The organism is Kiloniella sp. (assembly GCF_965205715.1).
In the GTDB taxonomy this organism is placed as follows: Bacteria; Pseudomonadota; Alphaproteobacteria; order Kiloniellales; family Kiloniellaceae; genus Kiloniella.
In genome coordinates, this window is sequence record NZ_CBDBHW010000013.1 from 161,134 (window position 1) to 181,687 (window position 20,554).

The window sequence follows — 20,554 nt, forward strand, 5'->3', positions numbered from 1 at the left end:
TACCGTCAGGAAAAGAAAAATGGCTGGATTTTTGGGAGAGGGCTATCTCTGGATTAAAGCCCTGCATATCATTTCTGTCATCTCATGGATGGCTGGCTTGTTATATCTGCCAAGAATCTTTGTTTATCATACCCAGGTACCTGTGGGATCAGAGCGTTCAGAGATTTTTAAAGTGATGGAGCGGAAGCTTTTCCGTTTCATCATGACGCCTGCAATGGCCGCAAGTTGGATTTTTGGTATTTTGCTGGTTTTAGACGCTGAAGCTTATCGTGAAGGTTGGTTTCACGGTAAGTTTTTATTTCTTTTTCTCCTGATGGGTTTTCATGGCGCATCTTCCAAGTGGATGAAGGCTTTTCAGGCTGATAAGAACACCAAAAGTCAAAAATTTTATCGCTTTGCCAATGAAATTCCGACTTTGCTTATGATTCTTATCGTAATTTTTGTGATTGTTAAGCCGTTTTAATTATAGAATTATCTTTCAAAACCAAGATTTGTGAGAATTCTTTTACTTGACTTCCTTTTTGAGGTACTATAATTCACCCCGCTAACGAATGCGGGCCACTTCTTAAGTCCGTTGCCCTACCTTTAGAATATGTAGCATTAAAATTGATCTCTTAGGTGCGTCTGAATATCGGCGAGGCCTTTTACAATTCTTAACTTGTATGTTGCATTCTAAAAATCATCCCGTTCATTTTTTATTTCCGACTGAACCGAACCTTTCCATCATATGAACTTACAAGATCTCAAACTAAAAAGCCCCGCCGAGCTGCTAAAGCTTGCGGAAGAGCTTGAAATCGAGAACGCCAGCACCCTGCGTAAGCAGGACATGATGTTCGCCATCCTTAAACAAATGGCTGAGAACGATGTGCCAATATTTGGCTCTGGTGTTTTAGAAATTCTCCAAGATGGATTTGGCTTCTTACGAGCCCCAGAATCAAACTATCTACCTGGACCAGACGACATTTATGTCAGTCCAAGCCAGGTTCGTAGATTTGGTTTGCGAACCGGGGATACAGTTGAGGGGCAGATCCGCGCTCCTAAAGATGGGGAACGATATTTTGCTCTTCTCAAGGTTAACTCAATTAACTTTGATCAACCGGAATCTTCTCGTCACAGAATCAATTTTGATAACCTGACGCCGCTATATCCGGACGAAAAGCTCAAACTTGAATTAGATGATCCAACAACCAAAGATATGACCACACGTGTTATTGATCTGGTTACACCACTGGGTAAAGGTCAGCGTGCCTTGATCGTTGCGCCACCAAGAACTGGTAAAACGGTCTTGATGCAAAATATTGCGCACTCAATCGCGACCAATCATCCAGAAGTATTCCTTATTGTTCTCCTCATTGACGAACGTCCGGAAGAGGTGACTGACATGGCTCGCTCTGTGAAGGGTGAGGTGGTTAGTTCTACTTTTGATGAGCCTGCACACCGTCACGTACAGGTCACTGAGATGGTGCTAGAGAAGGCGAAACGTCTTGTTGAGCACAAAAAGGATGTTGTGATCCTTTTGGACTCTATCACGCGTCTAGCACGGGCTTACAACACCGTTGTACCAAGTTCAGGTAAAGTATTGACCGGTGGTGTTGATGCAAACGCTCTACAACGTCCTAAGCGCTTCTTTGGTGCTGCCAGGAACATCGAAGAGGGCGGCAGCCTGACGATCATCTCTACCGCTCTTATCGACACTGGTAGCCGTATGGACGAGGTTATCTTTGAAGAGTTTAAAGGTACGGGTAACTCAGAGATCGTTCTAGATCGTAAACTTTCTGATAAACGAACCTATCCTGCGATTGATATCAGTAAATCTGGTACACGTAAGGAAGAGCTTCTGGTCGAGAAAAATACCCTCGGGAAAATGTGGGTTCTACGTCGTATTCTTACCCCAATGGGTGTTACAGATTCCGTAGAGTTCCTGGTTGAGAAACTGAAAACTTCTAAAAATAACGAAGAGTTCTTTGATTCTATGAATCAGTAATCTTCATTAATTTTGCTATAAAAAAAGGGTCGCATTCAGCGGCCCTTTTTTGTTTCAATTGGTAAGAATAGCTTTAATGATCTGGAATTAAGATCGTTGATCCCGTAGTTTTTCGGGCCTCAAGGTCTTGATGTGCTTTTTGTATTTCAGATAGAGCATAGCTTTGTTTTACCTCGATCTTGATTGATCCAGATGAAACAGCATTAAATAGGGACGTTGCAGATGCCACCATGTCTTCATGGGTTCCGCAATAGTGCGCTAAACTTGGTCTTGTCAGGTACAGACCACCTTTTCCATTGAGGATGAGGGGCTCTATTGCTGGCACGGGTCCAGATGCATTACCAAAGGTGACCATCGTTCCCCTGACTTTGAGGCAGTCAAGCGATCCCATAAAAGTATCTTTACCGACGGAATCATATACGACGTTAACACCTTTTCCATCGGTAATATCTTTCACCTGATCAACAAAATCATCCGTTTTGTAGTTGATTGTATGATGACAGCCGTTTGATTTTGCCAAGGCTGCCTTTTCTTCTGAACCAACAGTTCCAATCACTGTTGCACCCAAGGAATTTAACCATTGGGTCGCTATGGATCCGACACCCCCCGCTGCTGCATGGAACAGCACAGTATCCCCGGGTTGGACACAGTAAGTTCTTCTTATCAAATATTCAGTTGTCATTCCCTGCAGCATCATGGATGCAGCGTGATTGTCTGAGATTCTTTCCGGGATTAAAATGACTTTATCAGCGGGAATAATTCTATGTTCAGCATAGGATCCTATCGGACCTGTACCATAGGCTACCCGGTCTCCGATGTGCAGATCTGTAACCCCAGGACCGATCTCTTCAATAACACCCGCAGCTTCAAGACCAATCCCAGAGGGAAGAGAAGCTTGCGGATAAAGGCCCGTACGGTGATATACATCGATAAAATTGAGACCAACAGCTGTTTGTTTAAGTCGAATTTGGCCTTCACCAGGAGCTCCAATATCGTGGTCTTCATATTTTAAGACATCAGCTCCACCATATTCATAAAATCGGACAGCTTTATTCATGCGATTATTAACTCCTACTAAAAAAGTTGAGAATTGTTTTTCCCAATTGTTATTTTTATTCTGAGATTATCACAAACCTGGCAGGCCAGGTTGTTTATCCTCAAACATTTCATAACCTTCTATCAAAAGTAATTCTTTTTTGGATGTGCTTCCCTGGCCTTTTTGGCCTCCAGAAAAACCACCTAAATTTTGGTTTCCAGCTATAACACGATGACAAGGAATAATGATTGGTATTGGATTTGCACCACAAGCACCACCAACTGCTCTAGCTACAGAAGTTACTTCACGTGCAATATCACCGTAAGTTTTTACTTTTCCATAAGGGATATCATAAAGAGCTTTCCAAACATTTTGTTGAAATTGGGTGCCCTTTGGATGGAGTGGTAGGTCATCAAAAGATGTTCTTTTACCTTCAAAATATTCCAAAATTTGTTCTTTTACCCGAAGAAGGAGAGGTGTTTCATCCTTATTTAAGGGAGTGGAACTATCGACCCAATTCAAGCTGACAAGCTTTTCATTATCCTCCGAAATATTTAATAGACCCTGTGGGGATAAAAATGTCAGTTGATACATATCTGTTCCTGATTGAAGTCGTCGTGGTGATAGGTCATTACTTATGATGATCGTATGTCAGATCAATATCAGTTTATCTCTTAGATACTGTTGAGTTAATAATTATGCCCTTAAAGATGATAATTATCATCTTCTTTGTAAGAAGGACGAAAAGTGGTAAGCGCTAAAAAAGACATTTCGAGTTGGAATTTTAAAAAGCTGGTGATCTGGAATGTCGTATTCATAGCTATTATTTTAAGTACTATCGGGAATGATTTTAAGACTCCCTGGGATGATACAATCTTTTTTGCCCTCAATGGATCTCTTCAAGAAGGCAGGGGGATATGGAACGGCTATTGGTCGATCACAAACAGCAGATTATTTGATACTTTCTGTGCTGTTTTTCTTGGAGCTGTTTGTCTTTTTTATCTTATAAAAAACCGTGAAAACGATTTAGCTGAGCGTTTCTCAAGGGTGATGTTGTTAGTGATTTCAGTTGTATTAATCATGGTGCTGATTTCACGTGGGTTTGAACACTATTATCACCAAAGCCCCTCTCAAGTTCTAAAACCCTTTGTAAATATTAATGATCTCGTGAGTTGGTTAGAGGTAAAAACCGGCACCAGAAAATCTTTTCCAAGTGACCACGCCGCTATTTCCTTTGTGACAGCAATACTTTCCTGGCGTTATTTTGGCCGTAAATATGGTATTTTACTTTCTGTCTTTGCTTTGATTAATGCTACTCCAAGAATGGTTGGTGGCGGTCATTGGTTTGGCGATGTCTGGATCGGGGGAATGCTGCTGGCTTGTATAATCGCCATCTGGATTATCTATAGCCCTTTGCTTCATTGGGTAAGGAGAGGTGTTCTAAAATTATTCCAGCTTAAAATAATTAAAAAATTTACAGCTAACCTTTCTTAAATTGATATCTGTCAATCAGAGTGTTTCACGGGAAACATTAACTATTGAAAGATTGTTTCTATACTGATCTTTAAAAATCTGAGATCCTATAAAAATTATCTTGTTTGGATATAAGTGGGAGTAATGAGTTGAAGTTTACAGTGGATGTAGATTGTACCCCTGAAGAAGCGCGCCGGTTTCTTGGTTTACCTGATGTGACTGCGCTTCAAGAAGAAGCAATGGCAGAAATTCGTCAAAAAATGATGGAAATGATTCAAACAAGCGATCCCGAAGCACTCATGAAATCCTGGATGCCGAGTTCTGTACCTGATTCAATGAAGGGTTTGGATCAAATGCAAAAGATGTTTTGGTCACAGTTTTCTCCTCAAAATACGAAGAGTAATGATAGTGATTAAGGCCTGACAGCTTATAAGCTATCAGCAGTACAGTTATGCGGTAATCAACTTTGACCTTGTTTGTCTGTACGCTTATTGTGTCGTACTCAAATGATTTCTGAGTGTAAAGAACATGGCGTCTGAGACAATTTATGCCTTATCTACAGCCCCTGGCCAAGCAGGTGTTGCTGTAATAAGAATTTCCGGTGCGAACTCTAAAGCTGTTTGGGCAAAGATGTCATCGCATCAGCCCGAACCACGTCTTGCAAGTTTGATTAAATTATCAGATCCCACTGATGGTTCTGAAATAGATCGTTGTCTTGGTCTATGGTTTCCAGGACCTGCCAGTTTTACCGGTGAAGATGTTGTTGAATTACACTTGCATGGTGGTAGAGCCGTTGTAACAGGCGCTATTGAAGCTCTCGCAAAAATACCAGGATTTAGGCCTGCTGAAGCAGGTGAATTTACCCGTCGTGCATTTAATAATGACAAGCTTGATCTGACTGAAGTTGAAGGTCTTTCCGACCTCATTGCAGCTGAAACAGAAGCCCAGCGCAAACAGGCCATTCGTCAGATGGACGGAGAACTCTCCCGTTTGATTGAAGGCTGGAGGGATCGTTTAGTACGCACGCTTGCTTACCTGGAAGCTGAAATTGACTTTCCAGACGAAGAGCTGGAAGAAGGAATTTCCGATCAGGTAAAGCACAATATAAAGTCTTTGATGGGTGAAGTTAATCAACATCTTGAAGACGGACACCGCGGAGAAAGACTAAGAGATGGTTTTTCCATTGCCATTGTCGGTCCACCAAACGCCGGAAAATCTTCTTTAATTAATGCATTAGCGAGACGTGAAGTCGCAATAGTATCTGATGTAGCGGGTACAACCCGTGACATTATAGAAGTACATTTGGATCTATCTGGCTATCCGGTCATGTTATCTGATACCGCAGGGCTACGTGACCTGGAATTACATACAACAGATGGTATTGAGCTCGAAGGTATCCGACGTGCAAAATCACATGCTGAATCAGCAGATCTTCTTTTGGCTGTTTTTGATATCAAGGATTACAATAATTTGGACCAGTCGACGTTAGACCTTCTCACTGATAGTCCAAGCCTTATTCTGTTAAATAAGTGTGATGATGCTGTTGTTACACCAGATTTAAAAATGGAAATAGAAACATTACATATTTCTGCTAAATCAGGTTATGGGATCGACAAACTTTTGGCACATCTCAATGATGCAGTAGTCGCCAATATGGGTATTACTGGTTCGTCTTCTAGTATTACCCGACAAAGACATCGATCGGCTTTGCAAGATACAACGGATGCCTTATCTCGATCCTTGACCATTGAACTCCCTGAGTTATGTGCCGAAGACCTAAGGTTGGCAACACGGCATTTGGGCCGTATTACCGGTAAAGTAGACGTAGAAGATCTTCTGGATGTCATTTTCCGCGATTTTTGCATTGGAAAATAATTGCTTTTAGCTTACATAAGGTACGTTCTTAAACTTTGAACGTTTGGTGTTTCACGTGAAACATAACCAAAGATAACATGAACTGAATAGATCTTAGTTTGAGGTTTAATAATTCAGTTTAAATGATCTGTAACCGTATGTTCGCAAAAAAATGCTCGAAACAGGTTACACCGATAATCGAAAACATGATCTCATTCGCAGGTAAGGGGAAATAGAATGCGCTTATTATTGGCTCTGTTAATTCCATGGCTTCAGTTTTTTACAATTGGAAAACCAATAGCTGGTATAATTTGTTTGATTTTACAAATTACATTGATCGGGTGGCCGATCGCTGCAATCTGGTCTGTATATGCTTTGAGCCAATACAAAACGGATCAAAAAATTAAAGATGCTCTTGGTGAGTAGAATGGGATTTGGGTCAACTGTTAGATATAGTTTACCAAAATTGTTTTGGTAGATGCTCCATTTGACTGAAATCGGATTGATTATAAAGTGATCTGTTATGCAAAAATATGACGTAATAGTTGTTGGTGGTGGACATGCGGGTACAGAGGCTGCTGCCTCTGCTGCGCGCACCGGTGCTCAAACGCTTTTGATTACCCATAAAAAAAGTACAATTGGTGTTATGTCTTGTAATCCCGCTATCGGGGGATTGGGCAAGGGACATCTCGTCAGAGAAATTGATGCTTTAGATGGTTTGATGGCAAAGGCCATTGATCGTGGTGGTATTCAATTTCGTGTACTTAATCGTAGTAAAGGACCTGCCGTTCGTGGGCCCAGAGCACAAGCAGATCGAAAACTTTATAAACAAGCCATTCAAGACCTCCTAGATGAGCAAGAAAATCTGACAATTTTAGAAGCTGCTGTAGAAGATCTAAAACTGGATGATGATAATTGTTGCTGTGGTGTTATCACGGCTAAGGGTGATGTTTATGATGCGGGAGCAGTTGTTTTAACAACCGGGACTTTCTTAAACGGGCTTATTCATCTTGGTAAAAAACAAGTTCCAGCAGGTAGAGTAGGGGATGAACCAGCAATCGGTTTATCACAGACATTAACCAGATTTGGTTTTGAACTTGGTCGTCTTAAAACAGGTACTCCGGCTCGGCTGGATACTAATACAATCGACTATTCATCTCTGGTGGAACAACCAGGGGATCAGCCACCTGAACCGTTTTCTTATATGACTTCTGAAATCACCCAAGATCAGGTGGCGTGTCATATAACCTATACCAATCCCGATACTCATCTGGTTATCAGTGATAACATTGATCAATCTCCGATGTATTCCGGCCAGATTGAAAGTAAGGGTCCTCGTTATTGTCCTTCTATCGAAGATAAGGTGGTTCGTTTCAAGGAGAAAGAACGACATCAAATATTCTTGGAGCCTGAAGGATTGGATGACATAAACGTTTATCCAAATGGTATTTCAACTTCGTTACCAGAAGATGTTCAGCAAGCTTTTTTAAAAACCATACCGGGACTGGAGAAAGCAAAAATTCTGCAACCTGGCTATGCCATCGAATATGATTATGTCGATCCCAGAGAACTTCGACCTACTCTTGAAACCCTTAAAATTCCAGGGCTGTATTTTGCTGGTCAAATTAACGGGACTACCGGCTATGAAGAAGCCGGTGCACAAGGGCTATTAGCGGGTGTAAATGCAGCTTTGAAATCATCAGGCTCTGATCGTGATTTTGTGTTGGATCGCGCTGATGCTTATATGGGGGTTATGATTGATGACTTGGTTAGTTTAGGGGTAACCGAACCCTACCGGATGTTTACCAGTAGAGCAGAATATAGGTTAAAACTAAGAGCTGATAATGCGGATCAAAGACTGACTGGATTAGGTCTAGAAATAGGATGCGTGGGTTCTGAAAGATCTTCTCATTTTAAAGATAAAATGAAGCAACTGTCATCAGCACGAGAGTTTGCAGAATCTCATAAGGCAACTCCTAATGAACTTATTGCTTATGGAATCAATGTTAATAGGGATGGACAAAGACGGAGTATCTTTGATCTATTAAGATATCCCGATGTGACAATTGATGTCTTAAGTAAAGTCTGGCCTGAACTTGAAAGCTTCAATCCGCTAATTGTCGAACAGTTAGAAATTGATGCCAGTTATGCTGGATACATTGAACGCCAAGATGCTGATATACGCGCTTTCAGGAAAGATGAAGCTCTCAAGTTACCAAACAATCTCGATTATGCATCGGTGCCTAGTCTTTCAAATGAAATCGTTCAAAAATTAAATCAGGCTCGACCCGATACACTAGGCGCTGCTTCTAGAATATCAGGGGTTACACCTGCAGCTCTTGTTTCCCTTCTCCGTTTCGTTAGACGATTAGATAAATATGATGTCGCATAATAACTTCTCTGTTGATGATTTTAAGCAGTTTATTGATGTTTCACGTGAAACAGAAGAAAAGCTAAATTGCTATGCCGCTCTCCTTATTAAGTGGAATAAAGCAATTAATCTAGTTGGCAGGGATACTATTCCCGATTTATGGCAACGCCATTTTCTGGACTCAGCCCAATTGGTTAAATATATCTCTAATTCAACGTCGAGAAATAAAAAGGTTGTTGTTGATTTTGGGAGTGGTGCAGGTTTTCCCTCATTAATTCTTGCTATTCTTGGTGTCGGGGAAGTACACGCTATGGAATCTGATTTGAAAAAATCTACATTCCTTCGCGAAGTTTCACGTGAAACAGATGCGGGTCTTATTGTTCACAATGATAGAATTGAGAAAATTAAACCCTTTCCTGTTGATGTCTTTACCGCACGAGCTTTTGCCCCGTTATATAAGATCCTGGAGTTTGCCCATCCCTTTATTGAGGCTTCTAGACCTGAAATTGATCCTGAATTTTTACTTTTAAAGGGGAGAAAGGTAGATCAGGAATTGACCGAAGCCGAGAAAAAGTGGACTATGAAGGTGTCGAGGTACAAGTCTCTGTCTGATCCGGATGCGACGATATTGAACCTCAAACTACTATAATTTGGGGGAATTGATCGTGTCACTACAAGATATCGACATAATTTCAAGTGCTAAACGATCACAAGCTAAGGTCTGGTCTATCGCTAATCAGAAGGGCGGGGTGGGGAAGACTACCACAACTGTTAACCTTGCAACGGCCTTGGCTGCTTGTAAGAAAAAGGTTCTGATTATTGATTTAGACCCCCAGGGAAATGCAAGTACGGGTCTTGGTGTCGAAGCGGATGCCCGGCAAAAAAGTATTTACCAGGTGATGATCGAAGGCATAGAGATAACAAGTGCTATTCGTCCAACTGATGTCCCTCGTATGAGTGTTATCTCATCAGGTGTTGAGTTATCCGGTGCGGAATTAGAGCTGGTTAATTTGCCTGAGAGGGAGTTCAAACTGGTCAATGCTATCGGGCCCCTGCTTGATAAATTTGATTACATCCTTATCGATTGTCCACCCGCACTTGGTCTTTTGACGTTGAATGCTTTGGTGGCTTCTGATGCGGTGTTGGTTCCACTTCAGACCGAATTTTATGCATTGGAAGGTTTGTCTCACCTTTTGCGTACTATAGATCGGGTGAAGAGGGGCCTCAACAGACGCCTGGTTATACAAGGTGTGGTCCTTACGATGTATGACAGACGTAATAATCTTTGCGAGATGGTTGCAGCTGATGTCAGGGCCTTTCTCGGTGAGAAAGTATTTAAAACCGTTATTCCAAGGAATGTACGTGTTTCAGAGGCTCCTTCTCACGGAAAACCAGTGCTCTTATATGATGTTGCCTGCGCTGGATCCCAAGCTTATATCAAACTTGCGGGTGAGATCTTGAGGAATGAACAGATTTCTCTTTCTGAAGTAGCCGTTGCCTAGTTTTAAATAGCATCATATTTATTAAATATATCGTTTTGGATACGTTAAAGTATCAATTTTATAGGGGATAAAATCCCCCCAGTTAATCGAGAGGGTAGAGTCTTGGGTGAACCACAGGATAAACGGACTAATTTAGGCCGCGGACTCGCTGCTCTGTTTGGTGATGAAGAGGAAGATTATGCGTCTTTGGATAAGGTGCGTTCTTCTAAGCAGGTTCCAATCGAGCATATTCATCCAAATTTAAATCAGCCTCGCCGCCATTTTGATGAAGAAGCGCTTACCACACTTGCAAACTCTATATTGCAGTCTGGGCTGTTGCAGCCCATTCTGGTACGTAGACACCCTGAACATTCAGCTGAATACGAAATTGTGGCTGGTGAACGACGGTGGCGTGCTTGCCAACAGGCTCAGTTACATGAAATTCCCGTTGTTATACGCGAATTAAACGACGCTGAAGTACTCCAAGTCGCAATTATAGAGAATGTACAACGGCAAGACCTTACCCCTATAGAAGAAGCCACCAGTTACCGCCGTCTTATGGATGAGTTTGGCCATAAACAAGATGATGTCGCCAAGATAATTGGGAAAAGCCGCAGTCACATTGCCAATATGTTACGGCTGCTAAGTTTGCCTATAGATGTTCAGGACTTGGTGGAAAAGGGGGATATTAGTGCTGGGCATGCGCGGGCACTTATTGGAACTGAAGATCCTATTGATCTTGCTCAACAAATTACAGCTAAAGATTTATCTGTTAGAGAAACGGAGCGTTTAGCTAAAGCACTGAAAAGCGAATTAGCTATTTCTCCTGAAGCGGAAGTCCAAAAACCTAAGTTAACCAGTAGTAAAATAAAACCGTCAACAGGAACTCAGAAAGATGCTGATACGCTTGCTCTTGAGCGGGACTTATCCAATATGCTGGGATTGAAAGTGACGATAGATTTTCATGGCCAAGGCGGGGCTTTGAGTATCTCTTATGATACTTTAGAGCAACTTGATAATGTGTTGCACAGGTTGACCCAACCTGTTGAATAAAATCTAACGTGATCTAGTCGGTGCTTTTGCTGTAATTTCCAACAGGGTACGTGAACAGAGCAGTTCAGCTGGTGAACCGGTTTTTTTACAATTAGCTTCGGTTTCCATCAACATGCCCAAAGCTGTGGATAAGGCCTTAGGAGACCATTTTCGTGCCTGGGCTTTAAAGGGTTCGGCTACTTTCCAAAAAAGTGGCGGGCGGAGTGTTCCTACAGCTTTATCCATTGGGACTCCCTGTGCAACCAAACCTGAAATCATATGAAGCTTTTGAAAATGCCTTGAAACAGCACGTAGTATGGTAACCGCATTTTGGCTCTCTTGTTGTGCCCGAAGCAAATGCTTTTCTAAATTTTGGATATTTCCCATCCCAACAGATATTGCAAGATCATCGAGAGTTAATGTAGCCATGTCACCGACACAGGCCATTGCATCCTCGAGTTCTATATTCCCGGAATTTTTTCCTTTGTAGAGGCATAATTTTTGTATCTCTCGCCGCGTTAAGCGTCTATCAGTACCAAGATTTGCAACGAGGAAGCTGAGAGCGTCGTTTGAAATAAAAAGACCTTCATTTTCAATGGTTTGGCGAATTACACCTGGGAGACTTTTTTCATCATCTTTGTAACAGGCAACTGCAGCAGCTAATTTATCAGCCTCAAATGTTTTTCTGAGTTTAGAACGAGCGGGTAGATCGCCGCCTTCAAAAATGATTAAGGCATCACCAACGGGGCTTTGTAGAAATTCTTTAATCAGGGGAGCAAGTGCATCCCCCGCACTCCTGATTTTTACGACCCGCCTTCCACCCATCATTGAAATGGCTGCAGCTTCGTCTGAAAGAAGGGCAGGTTGTTTTTTTAACTGGTCATTATCTAGATCGACAATTCGAAACGGATCAAGTGGATCATCGACCACAGACATTAAAAGATTTTTACTGCGTTCTTGAACCAGACCTTCATCAGGACCGTAAACAAGCACGGCTCTAATTAGTGAGTCAGGAGATTTGGAAAATACATCGGCCTTGGCTGGGGCTATTTTCAAAATTCAAGATCCAGTGAATAATTATATCTAAGTAGAAAAGATTATAAAAATTGGCGCTATTTATTAGCTTTTGTAAAATAGGCCCCGATTTGTAGTGATATGTCATCAGCAACTTGTCTTAACACACGCTTTCTAGCGGTATCTTCGGCAACAAGGTTGGTATAAGGATCATCCAGCTCATCAAAGCTGTTGGTAGATCTCGATTTTCCTGAAAATACCACCTTTTGGTCTGATAATCGAACCAATTGATATTCGGATAGGATCGTCAAATTTGTTCGTGAAGTCGTATTATCAAGCCGTACAGCAAGATCTTTTGTAGTCTCAGTTATTCTGTTCTTTAAGTTGTAAAGAGGCTGTCTGGGCTGTCCCAGAGGGTTCATTCTGTCTCTTAACATGTTGTGTAGAATCTGCCCGGGGCGATCAGGAAGAGCGTCTATTCTTATCGTTTGTAAGTACTGATTTGATGAATAACCCGATTCAGAATTTTTCTGATAGATCGGCTGAAACCCACATGCTGATAAGGTGATAAAGGCAAAAACGAGGCTTAATGAGACGAATAAACGTTTCATTTTGGACGTAGCAAGCACCTTTATTTCTTTCTTATATGACAACATTCACAATCCGATTTTTTACAACGATAATTTTACGAATTTCTTTTTCACCAATTGCACGTAGAACGGCTGCTTCTGCTGTTGCAGCTGCTTTTATATCATCTTCAGAGGCATCAATAGCCATCGTAATATTAGCTCTAAGCTTGCCATTAACCTGAACTGGTAAGGTAATTGTTTCATCAACAGTAAGCTTGTCATCGGCTGTAGGCCAAGCAACGTTTACGATCATTTCTGAATGGCCGAGGCGATTCCAGAGTTCTTCGGCAATATGAGGCATCATTGGTGAAATAATGCGGACCAATATCTCAAATGCTTCTCTTAGAGCCCAATTATCGTCGCTTGTTTGGGTTTTGAACTGAACGATATAGTTTGTTAGCTCATAGATTTTTGCAACAGCGGCATTGAACCTAAAGCTTTCAATATTTTCACTTATAGAAGCTATGGCTTTGTGGACCGTACGGCGCAGCTCAACTGCCTGATCCGATAAATTGCCGGGCATTGCGGAATTGGCTGCGGGCAATTGATCTAGTTGGGCATCAATTAGACGCCATAGGCGTTGTGTGAAACGCCAAGAGCCGTCAATGCCTGATTCTGTCCACTCCATGTCCCGGTCAGGAGGACTGTCTGAAAGCATGAAAAAGCGAGCTGTATCAGAACCATAGCTACCAATAATATCTGCTGGATCTATGGTATTCTTTTTGGATTTACTCATCTTGATGGATGGCCCGACATTAACGGAATCACCCGCTAAAGTTTTAAAGTCACCATCTGCATCTTTTTCGATTTCCTCAGGAGAAAGCCAGTTACCATCAGCATCCTGATAGGTCTCATGGCAAATCATCCCTTGAGTAAACAGTCCCTTAAAGGGCTCTTCCATACCGAGGTAACCACATTTTTTCAGACCACGGGTGAAGAAGCGGGAATATAGAAGATGAAGAACTGCGTGTTCAATTCCTCCAATGTACTGATCGACTGGTAACCAGTAATCAACGTCGTCACGTTCAAAGGCACCTTCAGCACGTGGACTGCAAAAGCGTGCGAAATACCATGAGGATTCCATAAAAGTATCAAAGGTATCGGTTTCGCGCTGGGCAGCTTTACCACAAGAAGGGCAAGTCGTGTGTTTCCAGGATGGGTGATGGGCTATGGGGTTACCGGGTTTGTCGAAAGAGACATCTTCTGGCAATTCAATTGGAAGATCCTGTTCTGCAACAGGTACAGCACCGCAGTCGTCACAATAGACAATCGGGATAGGACAACCCCAATAGCGTTGGCGAGAAACGCCCCAGTCTCTCAAACGGAACTGCACAGTCCCTTTGCCGTGTCCATTTTCTTCAAGGTGAGTAATGGCCGTCTTTATGGCAGTCTCACTATCCATACCATCTAGGAACTCTGAATTGATCATCTTGCCGTCGCCGGTATAGGCTTCATTACCAACGGTAAAGCTATCAATGTCTTCGTCATAAGGAAGAACAACTGGAGTAACTGTCAGATCATATTTTCTAGCGAAATCCAGATCGCGTTGATCGTGTGCAGGGCAGCCAAATATGGCGCCTGTGCCGTAATCCATAAGAACAAAATTGGCAACATAAATAGGTAGCTGGATAGAGGGATCGAGAGGGTGGATCACTTTTAATCCGGTATCGAAACCTTTTTTGTCAGCCTTTTCTATGGCTTCTTCACTGGTTCCCATTTTATTGCATTCGGCAATAAAAGCTTTGAGATCAGGGTTTTGAGCTGAAAGTTTATCGGCGAGGGGGTGATTTGCTGATACAGCACAGAATGAAGCCCCAAAAAGTGTATCCGGCCGCGTCGTGTAAACCTCTATACTTTCGTCAGAATCAGCTATTTGGAAGAAGACGCGTGCCCCCTCAGAACGGCCAATCCAATTGTGTTGCATTGTGCGGACTTTTTCCGGCCAACGATCAAGAGTTTCTAAACCCTCAAGAAGCTCATCGGCAAAATCAGTAATTTTGAAGAACCATTGACTGAGTTTACGCTTTTCAACTTCGGCACCTGAGCGCCAGCCTTTACCATCGATTACCTGCTCGTTGGCGAGCACGGTATGGTCTATGGGGTCCCAGTTTACCCAAGACTCCTTACGCTCAACCAGACCCGCTTTAAGGAAGTCCAGGAACATCTTTTGTTCATGTTTGTAGTATTGTGGATGACAAGTCGCTATTTCACGGTCCCAATCGATGGATAGACCCATGGATTGTAACTGTTCGCGCATCGCAGCAATATTTTCATAGGTCCACTTACCTGGATGGACACCGCGCGCCATTGCAGCGTTCTCAGCAGGGAGACCAAAGGCATCCCAACCCATGGGGTGCAAGACGTTAAAGCCTTTTGCTTTTTTGTAACGAGAGATGACATCGCCAATGGTGTAGTTCCGAACGTGGCCCATATGAATGCGTCCGGATGGGTATGGAAACATTTCCAAGACATAATACTTGGGTTTATCCGTGTTGGTTTCGACGGAAAAACAGCTGTTATCAACCCAGGCCTTTTGCCACTTGGTTTCAGTTTCCTTGACGTTATAGCGTGTCATAATTCTTCTTACTTTAGTGTGCCTTCTGAAAAGGCAGATGATTAGTCAAATAAAAAGGCCACAGGTTGATGTACATGCTCATCTGTGGCCTCAAGACTTTTGCTCAAGTATTAACTCAACTCGCCAGAGGAGTTAGATTTATTCACTCGAAGATATGCGGAGCTGTCGGGCTCTTGTCAGAATTGCATCTTCTAGTTCGGTATTTGTTTTAGGATCAACTTTAGAGTCAATCCAACTACCTGTTACATCACGTTTTTGTTTAAAGACAGATGCGCGGACGCCATCAGCGCGTAAATCACGCCCAAGGATAAAGACATTAACCTTAAAACGTTCTGCTTTGGTTTCTTCCGGGCTATACCAATCGGTAATAATCACCCCGCCAAAAGGATCAGCAGATGTCAAAGGTAGAAAAGCGATCGTATCAAGGGAAGCGCGCCAGAGGAAAGAGTTGACACCAATACCTGCACCACCATCTTGTGGCTTTGAATCATTTCCACCAAGTATATCAATACCTCCAGATCCACCTAAAAGCGATCCACCGGTTTTAGAGTATGCTTCATCTGTAGGATTATCAAAGATCAGATCAGATTCTTTGCCACCTTCACATGCTAATAAAAAGAGTGGGAAGAGGAGAATAAGAACAAAACGGTAAATGATGGTGTTATTGGCCATGCTTCTTTCCAGAGGTTACGGTACCTGCAAACAATTAACCTAGTTTTTAACGATAAGTACAGCAAAAAAAAAGGCCGACCCGTATAGGGTCGACCTTCTTTAAAACTTGCGTAGTTGTATCGATTAGAAGGATACAGCTAGACCAGTTGAAACGCTTGTGAAGTCACCAGCTTTGCCAGTTCCTTCGTAATCGCCAGCAGAACCAGAAACCCAAGTGTTCAGGCCTGGTGCGATTTCGTAAGTTACACCAACGGAGTAAGCTACGTTATCGTCGTCTGCACCACCAGCTGCATCTTCTTCGTAGTTACCGAAAGAAGCACCAGCAGTTACGCCCCAAGGGCCAGTTGAGTAACCAACACCAACGTCAAAAGTATCAGTTTCGAAGTTGTCTTCTTGGTCTTCATGAGAGTAAGCAACAGCTACTTTGAAACCAGCATAACCTACACGGATACCACCAGTTGCGCCCCAATAAGTCTGGTCGTCAGCACCGGATTGTCCAACTTCGTGAGTACCACCAGAAACACCAACGTCTACTGAGAAGTCGTTGAATGAGCCAGAGTAGTTCACGCCACCGTCAACGTGGTTGTTGAAGCCAGTTTCTGATTCAGAGATAGTTGAACCGTCATCTCCATCAGGAGCGAAAGAGATACCAGCTTTGAAACCGTTGAAATTTGGTGTGAAGTAAGTGATTTTTGTATCATCACCTGCATCAGAGAAACCAACAGAAGTACGACCATTGTGATCAGGAATACCTACGCCAGTGAAGTTGTTGAACATGCCGTATGTGAAGCCAACGGAAGTAGCGTTAACGTCAAGAGCATCGCCAGCGGAATCGTTGTCGCCAAGAACAACTTTACCGAAATCACCAGAAACCCAGATGTCGTTTTCATCTGTGTTTTCAGTTGAGTTCTGGTCAGTTTCTAGTTCGATGTGTAGACCGTATGTAAGGCCGTTATCAGCAGTAGTCTGAGCGTTCAAGTGAACTTCAGAGTTTGTGTTGAAATCCAAACCCTTGTTGGTAGCACCCTGGCCATCAGATTCCTGTGAGGAAGCGTGGAACTGTGTGAATGCGGACCATACGATTTCGCCGTCAGCAGCCATTGCTGGTGCTGCGAAGGCTGCGCCAGCTACGATAGCTGAACTAGCAAGCAGAACTTTTTTCATTATATTCGATCTCCAAAAAGAATAATCAGGCACCAAGGCCTTCAATCAATGTGTGTTTTTTTAACACCCGATTAAAAAGGATCGCAAGACTGGAATCTCTCATGTTGTTGTTTTTAAGTACTACTGTGACATTGATGCAACAAATTAAGCTGTTTCGGCGTAGAAGTTAACATAAAGTGCTAATTTTTAACGATTTGAGAAGCAAGCCTAAGGATTAAACATGTGTTTAAGATTTTTGAAATTGATCGAAAAACCCGATTTATATGCCTCAATACCAAGAATCCATGCGGTAACTTTATATCAATAGATTTAATAGAGAGGGATTGATCAGCTTGCAGCACCTTATTAGTCCTGATAATGATCACAACAATATATAGGGTGAACAGGTACATCAAAGTTTGCCTGTTTGTTCTTTTCTCAAGGCGTAATCTACTGGAGATTCTAAATGCCGGGCATTCTTTGGATCGCATCATATCCTAAATCAGGAAACACGTGGATGCGGATCTTCTTATCAAATCTAATATTGGATGCTAAAGAAGCGATCTCTCCCGATACTGCGAGTGAATTCTGTACCAGTGAGGCAAATAAACTCTGGCACTTACCCTTTTTGACGAAGGATTTGAAAGAAGGGGACCCAATCCCCGATGAATTCACGGCTCAAGAAATTGCTGATGTGAGAAGTTTAGCGCAAAAACGTGCAGTAGAATTAAACAAAAACCTAGTACTTTTTAAAACCCATAACTATCTGGGGGAACACCTGGGGAGTCCTTTGTGTTCTATGGAATACACCGCGGGCGCTATATATATTGTTCGAGATCCCAGGGATGTCGCAGTTTCTGCTTCGGATCATTTTGGATTATCCATCGATGATACCATTCAGCTTATGGCAGACACTAAAACAGTTAGTAAGCCTGATAAAGGTCAGGTCTACGAGGTCTATAATAGTTGGTCTAATCACGTAAAATCTTGGACACAGGTTTCTAACAAACGACTTATTGTTCTTCGTTATGAAGATATGCTGGCTGATCCGCATAAGGTTTTTGCATCACTGACAAAGAAGCTTGGCATTACTCATGATGAGGAACGTATTAAAAGAGCGGTTGAATTTTCTTCTTTTAAACAATTACAGGCACTTGAAGCTGAAGTTGGCTTTTATGAAAAGTCAAAAAAGAGTCAAAAGTTCTTCAGATCAGGAAAATCTGGTGGCTGGAAGGACATTTTAACCGATAAGCAGCGCTATCGGATTGAGAAAGACCATCGTGTGCAAATGAAGCGCTTTGACTACAAGTAAACTTAACACTAGGAGCTCGTGTTCTTTTGTCGATAGAAAAAAACATTTCTTCAAATTTATCAGTAATTCGTGACCAGATAGAAGATGCCCGACAAAGCAGTAACATGTCTTCAGAAGAAGTGTGTCTTGTTGCTGTCAGTAAAACCAAGCCTGTTGAAGCGGTTATGGAAGCCTATGAGGCTGGGCAACGGGTGTTTGGCGAAAATAAGGTACAAGAAGCTCAGGCTAAGTTTACGGATCTACGAGCAGAAAAAGATGATATTGAATTGCATCTTATCGGGCCGTTGCAAACAAACAAAGCCAAAGAAGCCATCCAGATTTTTGATGTTATTCAAACCCTGGATCGCCCAAAACTCGTGAAGGCTTTGGCAAAGGAAGTTGTTAAGCAGGATCGCCAGCCAAAATTTTATGTCCAGGTTAATACTGGCGAAGAAGAACAAAAAGCTGGAGTCTTACCAAAGGAATTACCTGAATTACTCGACCTTTGTAAGAGCGAAGGGATTATTGTTTCAGGTCTCATGTGTATCCCCCCGGTAGATGAAGAACCTTCTCTTCATTTTTCTTTTCTAAGAGAGTTAGCAATGAAAAATGGCTTAGGGGTAATTTCTATGGGAATGAGCAGTGACTTCGAACTCGCTGTACGTTTTGGGGCCACACATGTCAGAGTAGGCTCAAGTATTTTTGGTGAGCGAGATTACCCTTAAAGTTGTAGACGCTTAACATAAACTAATTATACAGCTGATTAATTTATCAGCCACAGTCAGATATTACCCAGCAGTCACTATCCCTGACCGGATTTTGGATAACCAAAAGCTCCCGACCCATATTGCCAATAGTTTGTAAAAACTCTTCACTATCGGGAAGAGATGTTACTCTTGCTCTGACGGCACTTAGGGTTTTTCCTCTTAAACAGAAGGCAGCAAGAACAACGCCGGTGCTTGGGGTGTTTTGCTTTAAATCGGTCGGTTTTTTTCGACACAATCCCGGTGCATGACCATCTTCAGTTACATTAAAAGCCCATTTCATCTGATATGGGTTTTGATTCTCTATCTGGGAAATGGGGACATAGCGCGCATTTAACCATTTAGGACCATACTTGTTCATGCCTTCTGAAACCCGGGTTTCGAAGTTTTTATTATTATCACTAATAAGAACATTGATCTTGATTGGTGATCCATTGGCTGCGAGGAGGGCATCTCCTTTAGAATAGGTTACGGTAAAAAAGGCGGGACGGATAAGGTCTCCGTTCGTTTGGCAGCCAAATAGAGCGATAGATATAAGCGAGAAAATAAGAAATTGTTTAATGTTGATCATAAAACACCCTCAATTTTTTATCCGACATATACCAAGAATAATAGATTTAAACCGTAGGGCAACTCACGACGATTAACGTGTATGTTACTCCTTAATAGAAACCTTGGGTTTATCATTAAGGAGAGAAAGAAGTTCCAGTAGATCTTTGCGTTCTAGCGCAACACATCCCTCTGTTGGTGTCAGACCCGGTTTCGCAATATGCAAGAAAACGGCTGACCCGCGACTTGGTATGACGGGATCAGTGTTGTGTTTAAGAATTGCGATAAGATCATAGGTGTTTTCTTGTTCGCGCCAGAGGTGTTCAAAACGTGAAGTATAGGGAATGATCACAGCCTGATTATAATAAGGATCTTCAGATTCATCACACCAGCCGTCTCTTTGGCAAAGAGGGTATATATCAAGATCTTTGTTGATCGTTGCGCGTTCTTCTAGGGAGATCGGGTCAGCTCTGTAGAGGACTTTAAGGATTTCCCAGGCACCCAAGGGTGTTTTACCATCGCCTTCGATCTTTTCCTTGGCAGCAATTGTACCATTCTTACCAATGGCACATGGCCAAGTTTTATCCCCGTAAGAGGCCTGCCATTCACCGTTAATATTTTGTACAATGATGTCCATATCCATACCCGTAAATCAGCTGGTCCGTTTCTGAATTTCGGCCAAACAT

General features: G+C 42.4%; 21 protein-coding genes. 12 read left to right on the forward strand and 9 right to left on the reverse strand.

Annotated features, from left to right (window positions below):
* The first annotated feature begins 19 nt into the window (after nucleotides 1-19).
* Complete coding sequence (hemJ, locus tag ACOGW3_RS11940) at nucleotides 20-463, forward strand: protoporphyrinogen oxidase HemJ (RefSeq protein ID WP_419903177.1); 444 nt, start codon at nucleotides 20-22, stop codon at nucleotides 461-463.
* A gap of 264 nt (nucleotides 464-727) precedes the next feature.
* Nucleotides 728-1,984 (forward strand): transcription termination factor Rho, encoded by a 1,257-nt coding sequence (gene rho, locus ACOGW3_RS11945; RefSeq protein WP_419903178.1) that lies wholly within the window; start codon nucleotides 728-730, stop codon nucleotides 1,982-1,984.
* Between the two features lie 73 nt (nucleotides 1,985-2,057).
* On the opposite strand, the gene ACOGW3_RS11950 is transcribed toward rho, so the two are convergent.
* Nucleotides 2,058-3,041, reverse strand: coding sequence for a quinone oxidoreductase family protein (locus tag ACOGW3_RS11950; RefSeq protein ID WP_419903179.1), 984 nt, complete (start codon nucleotides 3,039-3,041; stop codon nucleotides 2,058-2,060).
* Nucleotides 3,042-3,110: 69 nt separating this feature from the next.
* Nucleotides 3,111-3,614, reverse strand: a complete 504-nt coding sequence (locus tag ACOGW3_RS11955) for a methylated-DNA--[protein]-cysteine S-methyltransferase (RefSeq protein WP_419903180.1) — start codon at nucleotides 3,612-3,614, stop codon at nucleotides 3,111-3,113.
* 153 nt (nucleotides 3,615-3,767) lie between these two features.
* Between ACOGW3_RS11955 and ACOGW3_RS11960 the strand changes: the two genes are divergently transcribed.
* The 8 genes from ACOGW3_RS11960 to ACOGW3_RS11995 all read left to right on the forward strand — a co-directional run bounded on the left by ACOGW3_RS11960 (nucleotide 3,768) and on the right by ACOGW3_RS11995 (nucleotide 11,252).
* Entirely contained in the window at nucleotides 3,768-4,514 is a 747-nt protein-coding gene (locus tag ACOGW3_RS11960; RefSeq protein ID WP_419903181.1) for a phosphatase PAP2 family protein, read from the forward strand.
* A 128-nt stretch (nucleotides 4,515-4,642) separates the two neighbouring features.
* Nucleotides 4,643-4,909, forward strand: a complete 267-nt coding sequence (locus ACOGW3_RS11965; RefSeq protein WP_419903182.1) for a DUF6489 family protein — start codon at nucleotides 4,643-4,645, stop codon at nucleotides 4,907-4,909.
* A gap of 112 nt (nucleotides 4,910-5,021) precedes the next feature.
* Nucleotides 5,022-6,368, forward strand: a complete 1,347-nt coding sequence (gene mnmE, locus ACOGW3_RS11970) for a tRNA uridine-5-carboxymethylaminomethyl(34) synthesis GTPase MnmE (RefSeq protein ID WP_419903183.1) — start codon at nucleotides 5,022-5,024, stop codon at nucleotides 6,366-6,368.
* Nucleotides 6,369-6,584: 216 nt separating this feature from the next.
* Nucleotides 6,585-6,773, forward strand: coding sequence for a YqaE/Pmp3 family membrane protein (locus tag ACOGW3_RS11975; RefSeq protein ID WP_419903184.1), 189 nt, complete (start codon nucleotides 6,585-6,587; stop codon nucleotides 6,771-6,773).
* A 97-nt stretch (nucleotides 6,774-6,870) separates the two neighbouring features.
* Entirely contained in the window at nucleotides 6,871-8,739 is a 1,869-nt protein-coding gene (mnmG, locus tag ACOGW3_RS11980; RefSeq protein ID WP_419903185.1) for a tRNA uridine-5-carboxymethylaminomethyl(34) synthesis enzyme MnmG, read from the forward strand.
* Nucleotides 8,729-9,367 (forward strand): 16S rRNA (guanine(527)-N(7))-methyltransferase RsmG, encoded by a 639-nt coding sequence (gene rsmG, locus ACOGW3_RS11985; protein WP_419903186.1) that lies wholly within the window; start codon nucleotides 8,729-8,731, stop codon nucleotides 9,365-9,367. Before mnmG ends, rsmG begins: the two co-directional genes overlap by 11 nt.
* A 10-nt stretch (nucleotides 9,368-9,377) precedes the next feature.
* Entirely contained in the window at nucleotides 9,378-10,220 is an 843-nt protein-coding gene (locus ACOGW3_RS11990) for a ParA family protein (protein WP_419903187.1), read from the forward strand.
* 102 nt (nucleotides 10,221-10,322) lie between these two features.
* A complete protein-coding gene (locus tag ACOGW3_RS11995) occupies nucleotides 10,323-11,252 on the forward strand; it encodes a ParB/RepB/Spo0J family partition protein (RefSeq protein ID WP_419903188.1) in 930 nt (309 codons plus the stop codon).
* A 3-nt stretch (nucleotides 11,253-11,255) separates the two neighbouring features.
* Here ACOGW3_RS11995 and holA read toward each other — a convergent pair whose 3' ends face one another.
* The 5 genes from holA to ACOGW3_RS12020 form a co-directional block, all read right to left on the reverse strand.
* On the reverse strand, nucleotides 11,256-12,287 hold the full coding sequence (gene holA, locus ACOGW3_RS12000) for a DNA polymerase III subunit delta (protein ID WP_419903189.1): 1,032 nt from the start codon (nucleotides 12,285-12,287) through the stop codon (nucleotides 11,256-11,258).
* Between the two features lie 56 nt (nucleotides 12,288-12,343).
* A complete protein-coding gene (gene lptE / locus ACOGW3_RS12005; protein ID WP_419903190.1) occupies nucleotides 12,344-12,901 on the reverse strand; it encodes an LPS assembly lipoprotein LptE in 558 nt (185 codons plus the stop codon).
* Nucleotides 12,888-15,449, reverse strand: coding sequence for a leucine--tRNA ligase (leuS, locus tag ACOGW3_RS12010; protein ID WP_419903191.1), 2,562 nt, complete (start codon nucleotides 15,447-15,449; stop codon nucleotides 12,888-12,890). The genes lptE and leuS overlap by 14 nt, the downstream gene beginning before the upstream one ends.
* Nucleotides 15,450-15,587: 138 nt before the next feature.
* Nucleotides 15,588-16,121 (reverse strand): DUF3576 domain-containing protein, encoded by a 534-nt coding sequence (locus tag ACOGW3_RS12015; protein ID WP_419903192.1) that lies wholly within the window; start codon nucleotides 16,119-16,121, stop codon nucleotides 15,588-15,590.
* 123 nt (nucleotides 16,122-16,244) lie between these two features.
* On the reverse strand, nucleotides 16,245-17,285 hold the full coding sequence (locus ACOGW3_RS12020; RefSeq protein ID WP_419903193.1) for a porin: 1,041 nt from the start codon (nucleotides 17,283-17,285) through the stop codon (nucleotides 16,245-16,247).
* A 445-nt stretch (nucleotides 17,286-17,730) separates the two neighbouring features.
* On the opposite strand from ACOGW3_RS12020, the gene ACOGW3_RS12025 reads away from it, so the two are divergent.
* Entirely contained in the window at nucleotides 17,731-18,576 is an 846-nt protein-coding gene (locus ACOGW3_RS12025) for a sulfotransferase domain-containing protein (protein ID WP_419903194.1), read from the forward strand.
* Nucleotides 18,577-18,602: 26 nt separating this feature from the next.
* Nucleotides 18,603-19,280, forward strand: a complete 678-nt coding sequence (locus tag ACOGW3_RS12030; RefSeq protein ID WP_419903195.1) for a YggS family pyridoxal phosphate-dependent enzyme — start codon at nucleotides 18,603-18,605, stop codon at nucleotides 19,278-19,280.
* 46 nt (nucleotides 19,281-19,326) lie between these two features.
* Here the strand turns inward: ACOGW3_RS12030 and ACOGW3_RS12035 are convergent, their stop codons facing one another.
* The gene (locus tag ACOGW3_RS12035; RefSeq protein WP_419903196.1) at nucleotides 19,327-19,890 is read right to left on the reverse strand and encodes a hypothetical protein; all 564 of its coding nucleotides are present in this window, start codon (nucleotides 19,888-19,890) and stop codon (nucleotides 19,327-19,329) included.
* Between the two features lie 84 nt (nucleotides 19,891-19,974).
* Nucleotides 19,975-20,505: a L,D-transpeptidase family protein gene (locus ACOGW3_RS12040; RefSeq protein WP_419903197.1), complete on the reverse strand. Its 531-nt coding sequence runs from the start codon at nucleotides 20,503-20,505 to the stop codon at nucleotides 19,975-19,977.
* Nucleotides 20,506-20,554: the final 49 nt, after the last annotated feature.

Excerpts from the sequence above, each read along its gene's own strand:
- hemJ (WP_419903177.1), top strand. The coding sequence starts at position 20 with ATGGCTGGATTTTTGGGAGAGGGCTATCTCTGGATTAAAGCCCTGCAT.
- ACOGW3_RS11950 (WP_419903179.1), bottom strand. The coding sequence starts at position 3,041 with ATGAATAAAGCTGTCCGATTTTATGAATATGGTGGAGCTGATGTCTTA.
- mnmE (WP_419903183.1), top strand. The coding sequence starts at position 5,022 with ATGGCGTCTGAGACAATTTATGCCTTATCTACAGCCCCTGGCCAAGCA.
- rho (WP_419903178.1), top strand. The coding sequence starts at position 728 with ATGAACTTACAAGATCTCAAACTAAAAAGCCCCGCCGAGCTGCTAAAG.
- lptE (WP_419903190.1), bottom strand. The coding sequence starts at position 12,901 with ATGTTGTCATATAAGAAAGAAATAAAGGTGCTTGCTACGTCCAAAATG.
- leuS (WP_419903191.1), bottom strand. The coding sequence starts at position 15,449 with ATGACACGCTATAACGTCAAGGAAACTGAAACCAAGTGGCAAAAGGCC.
- ACOGW3_RS12040 (WP_419903197.1), bottom strand. The coding sequence starts at position 20,505 with ATGGACATCATTGTACAAAATATTAACGGTGAATGGCAGGCCTCTTAC.
- ACOGW3_RS12025 (WP_419903194.1), top strand. The coding sequence starts at position 17,731 with ATGCCGGGCATTCTTTGGATCGCATCATATCCTAAATCAGGAAACACG.
- ACOGW3_RS12035 (WP_419903196.1), bottom strand. The coding sequence starts at position 19,890 with ATGATCAACATTAAACAATTTCTTATTTTCTCGCTTATATCTATCGCT.
- ACOGW3_RS12015 (WP_419903192.1), bottom strand. The coding sequence starts at position 16,121 with ATGGCCAATAACACCATCATTTACCGTTTTGTTCTTATTCTCCTCTTC.
- mnmG (WP_419903185.1), top strand. The coding sequence starts at position 6,871 with ATGCAAAAATATGACGTAATAGTTGTTGGTGGTGGACATGCGGGTACA.
- ACOGW3_RS11955 (WP_419903180.1), bottom strand. The coding sequence starts at position 3,614 with ATGTATCAACTGACATTTTTATCCCCACAGGGTCTATTAAATATTTCG.
- ACOGW3_RS12020 (WP_419903193.1), bottom strand. The coding sequence starts at position 17,285 with ATGAAAAAAGTTCTGCTTGCTAGTTCAGCTATCGTAGCTGGCGCAGCC.
- ACOGW3_RS11975 (WP_419903184.1), top strand. The coding sequence starts at position 6,585 with ATGCGCTTATTATTGGCTCTGTTAATTCCATGGCTTCAGTTTTTTACA.
- rsmG (WP_419903186.1), top strand. The coding sequence starts at position 8,729 with ATGTCGCATAATAACTTCTCTGTTGATGATTTTAAGCAGTTTATTGAT.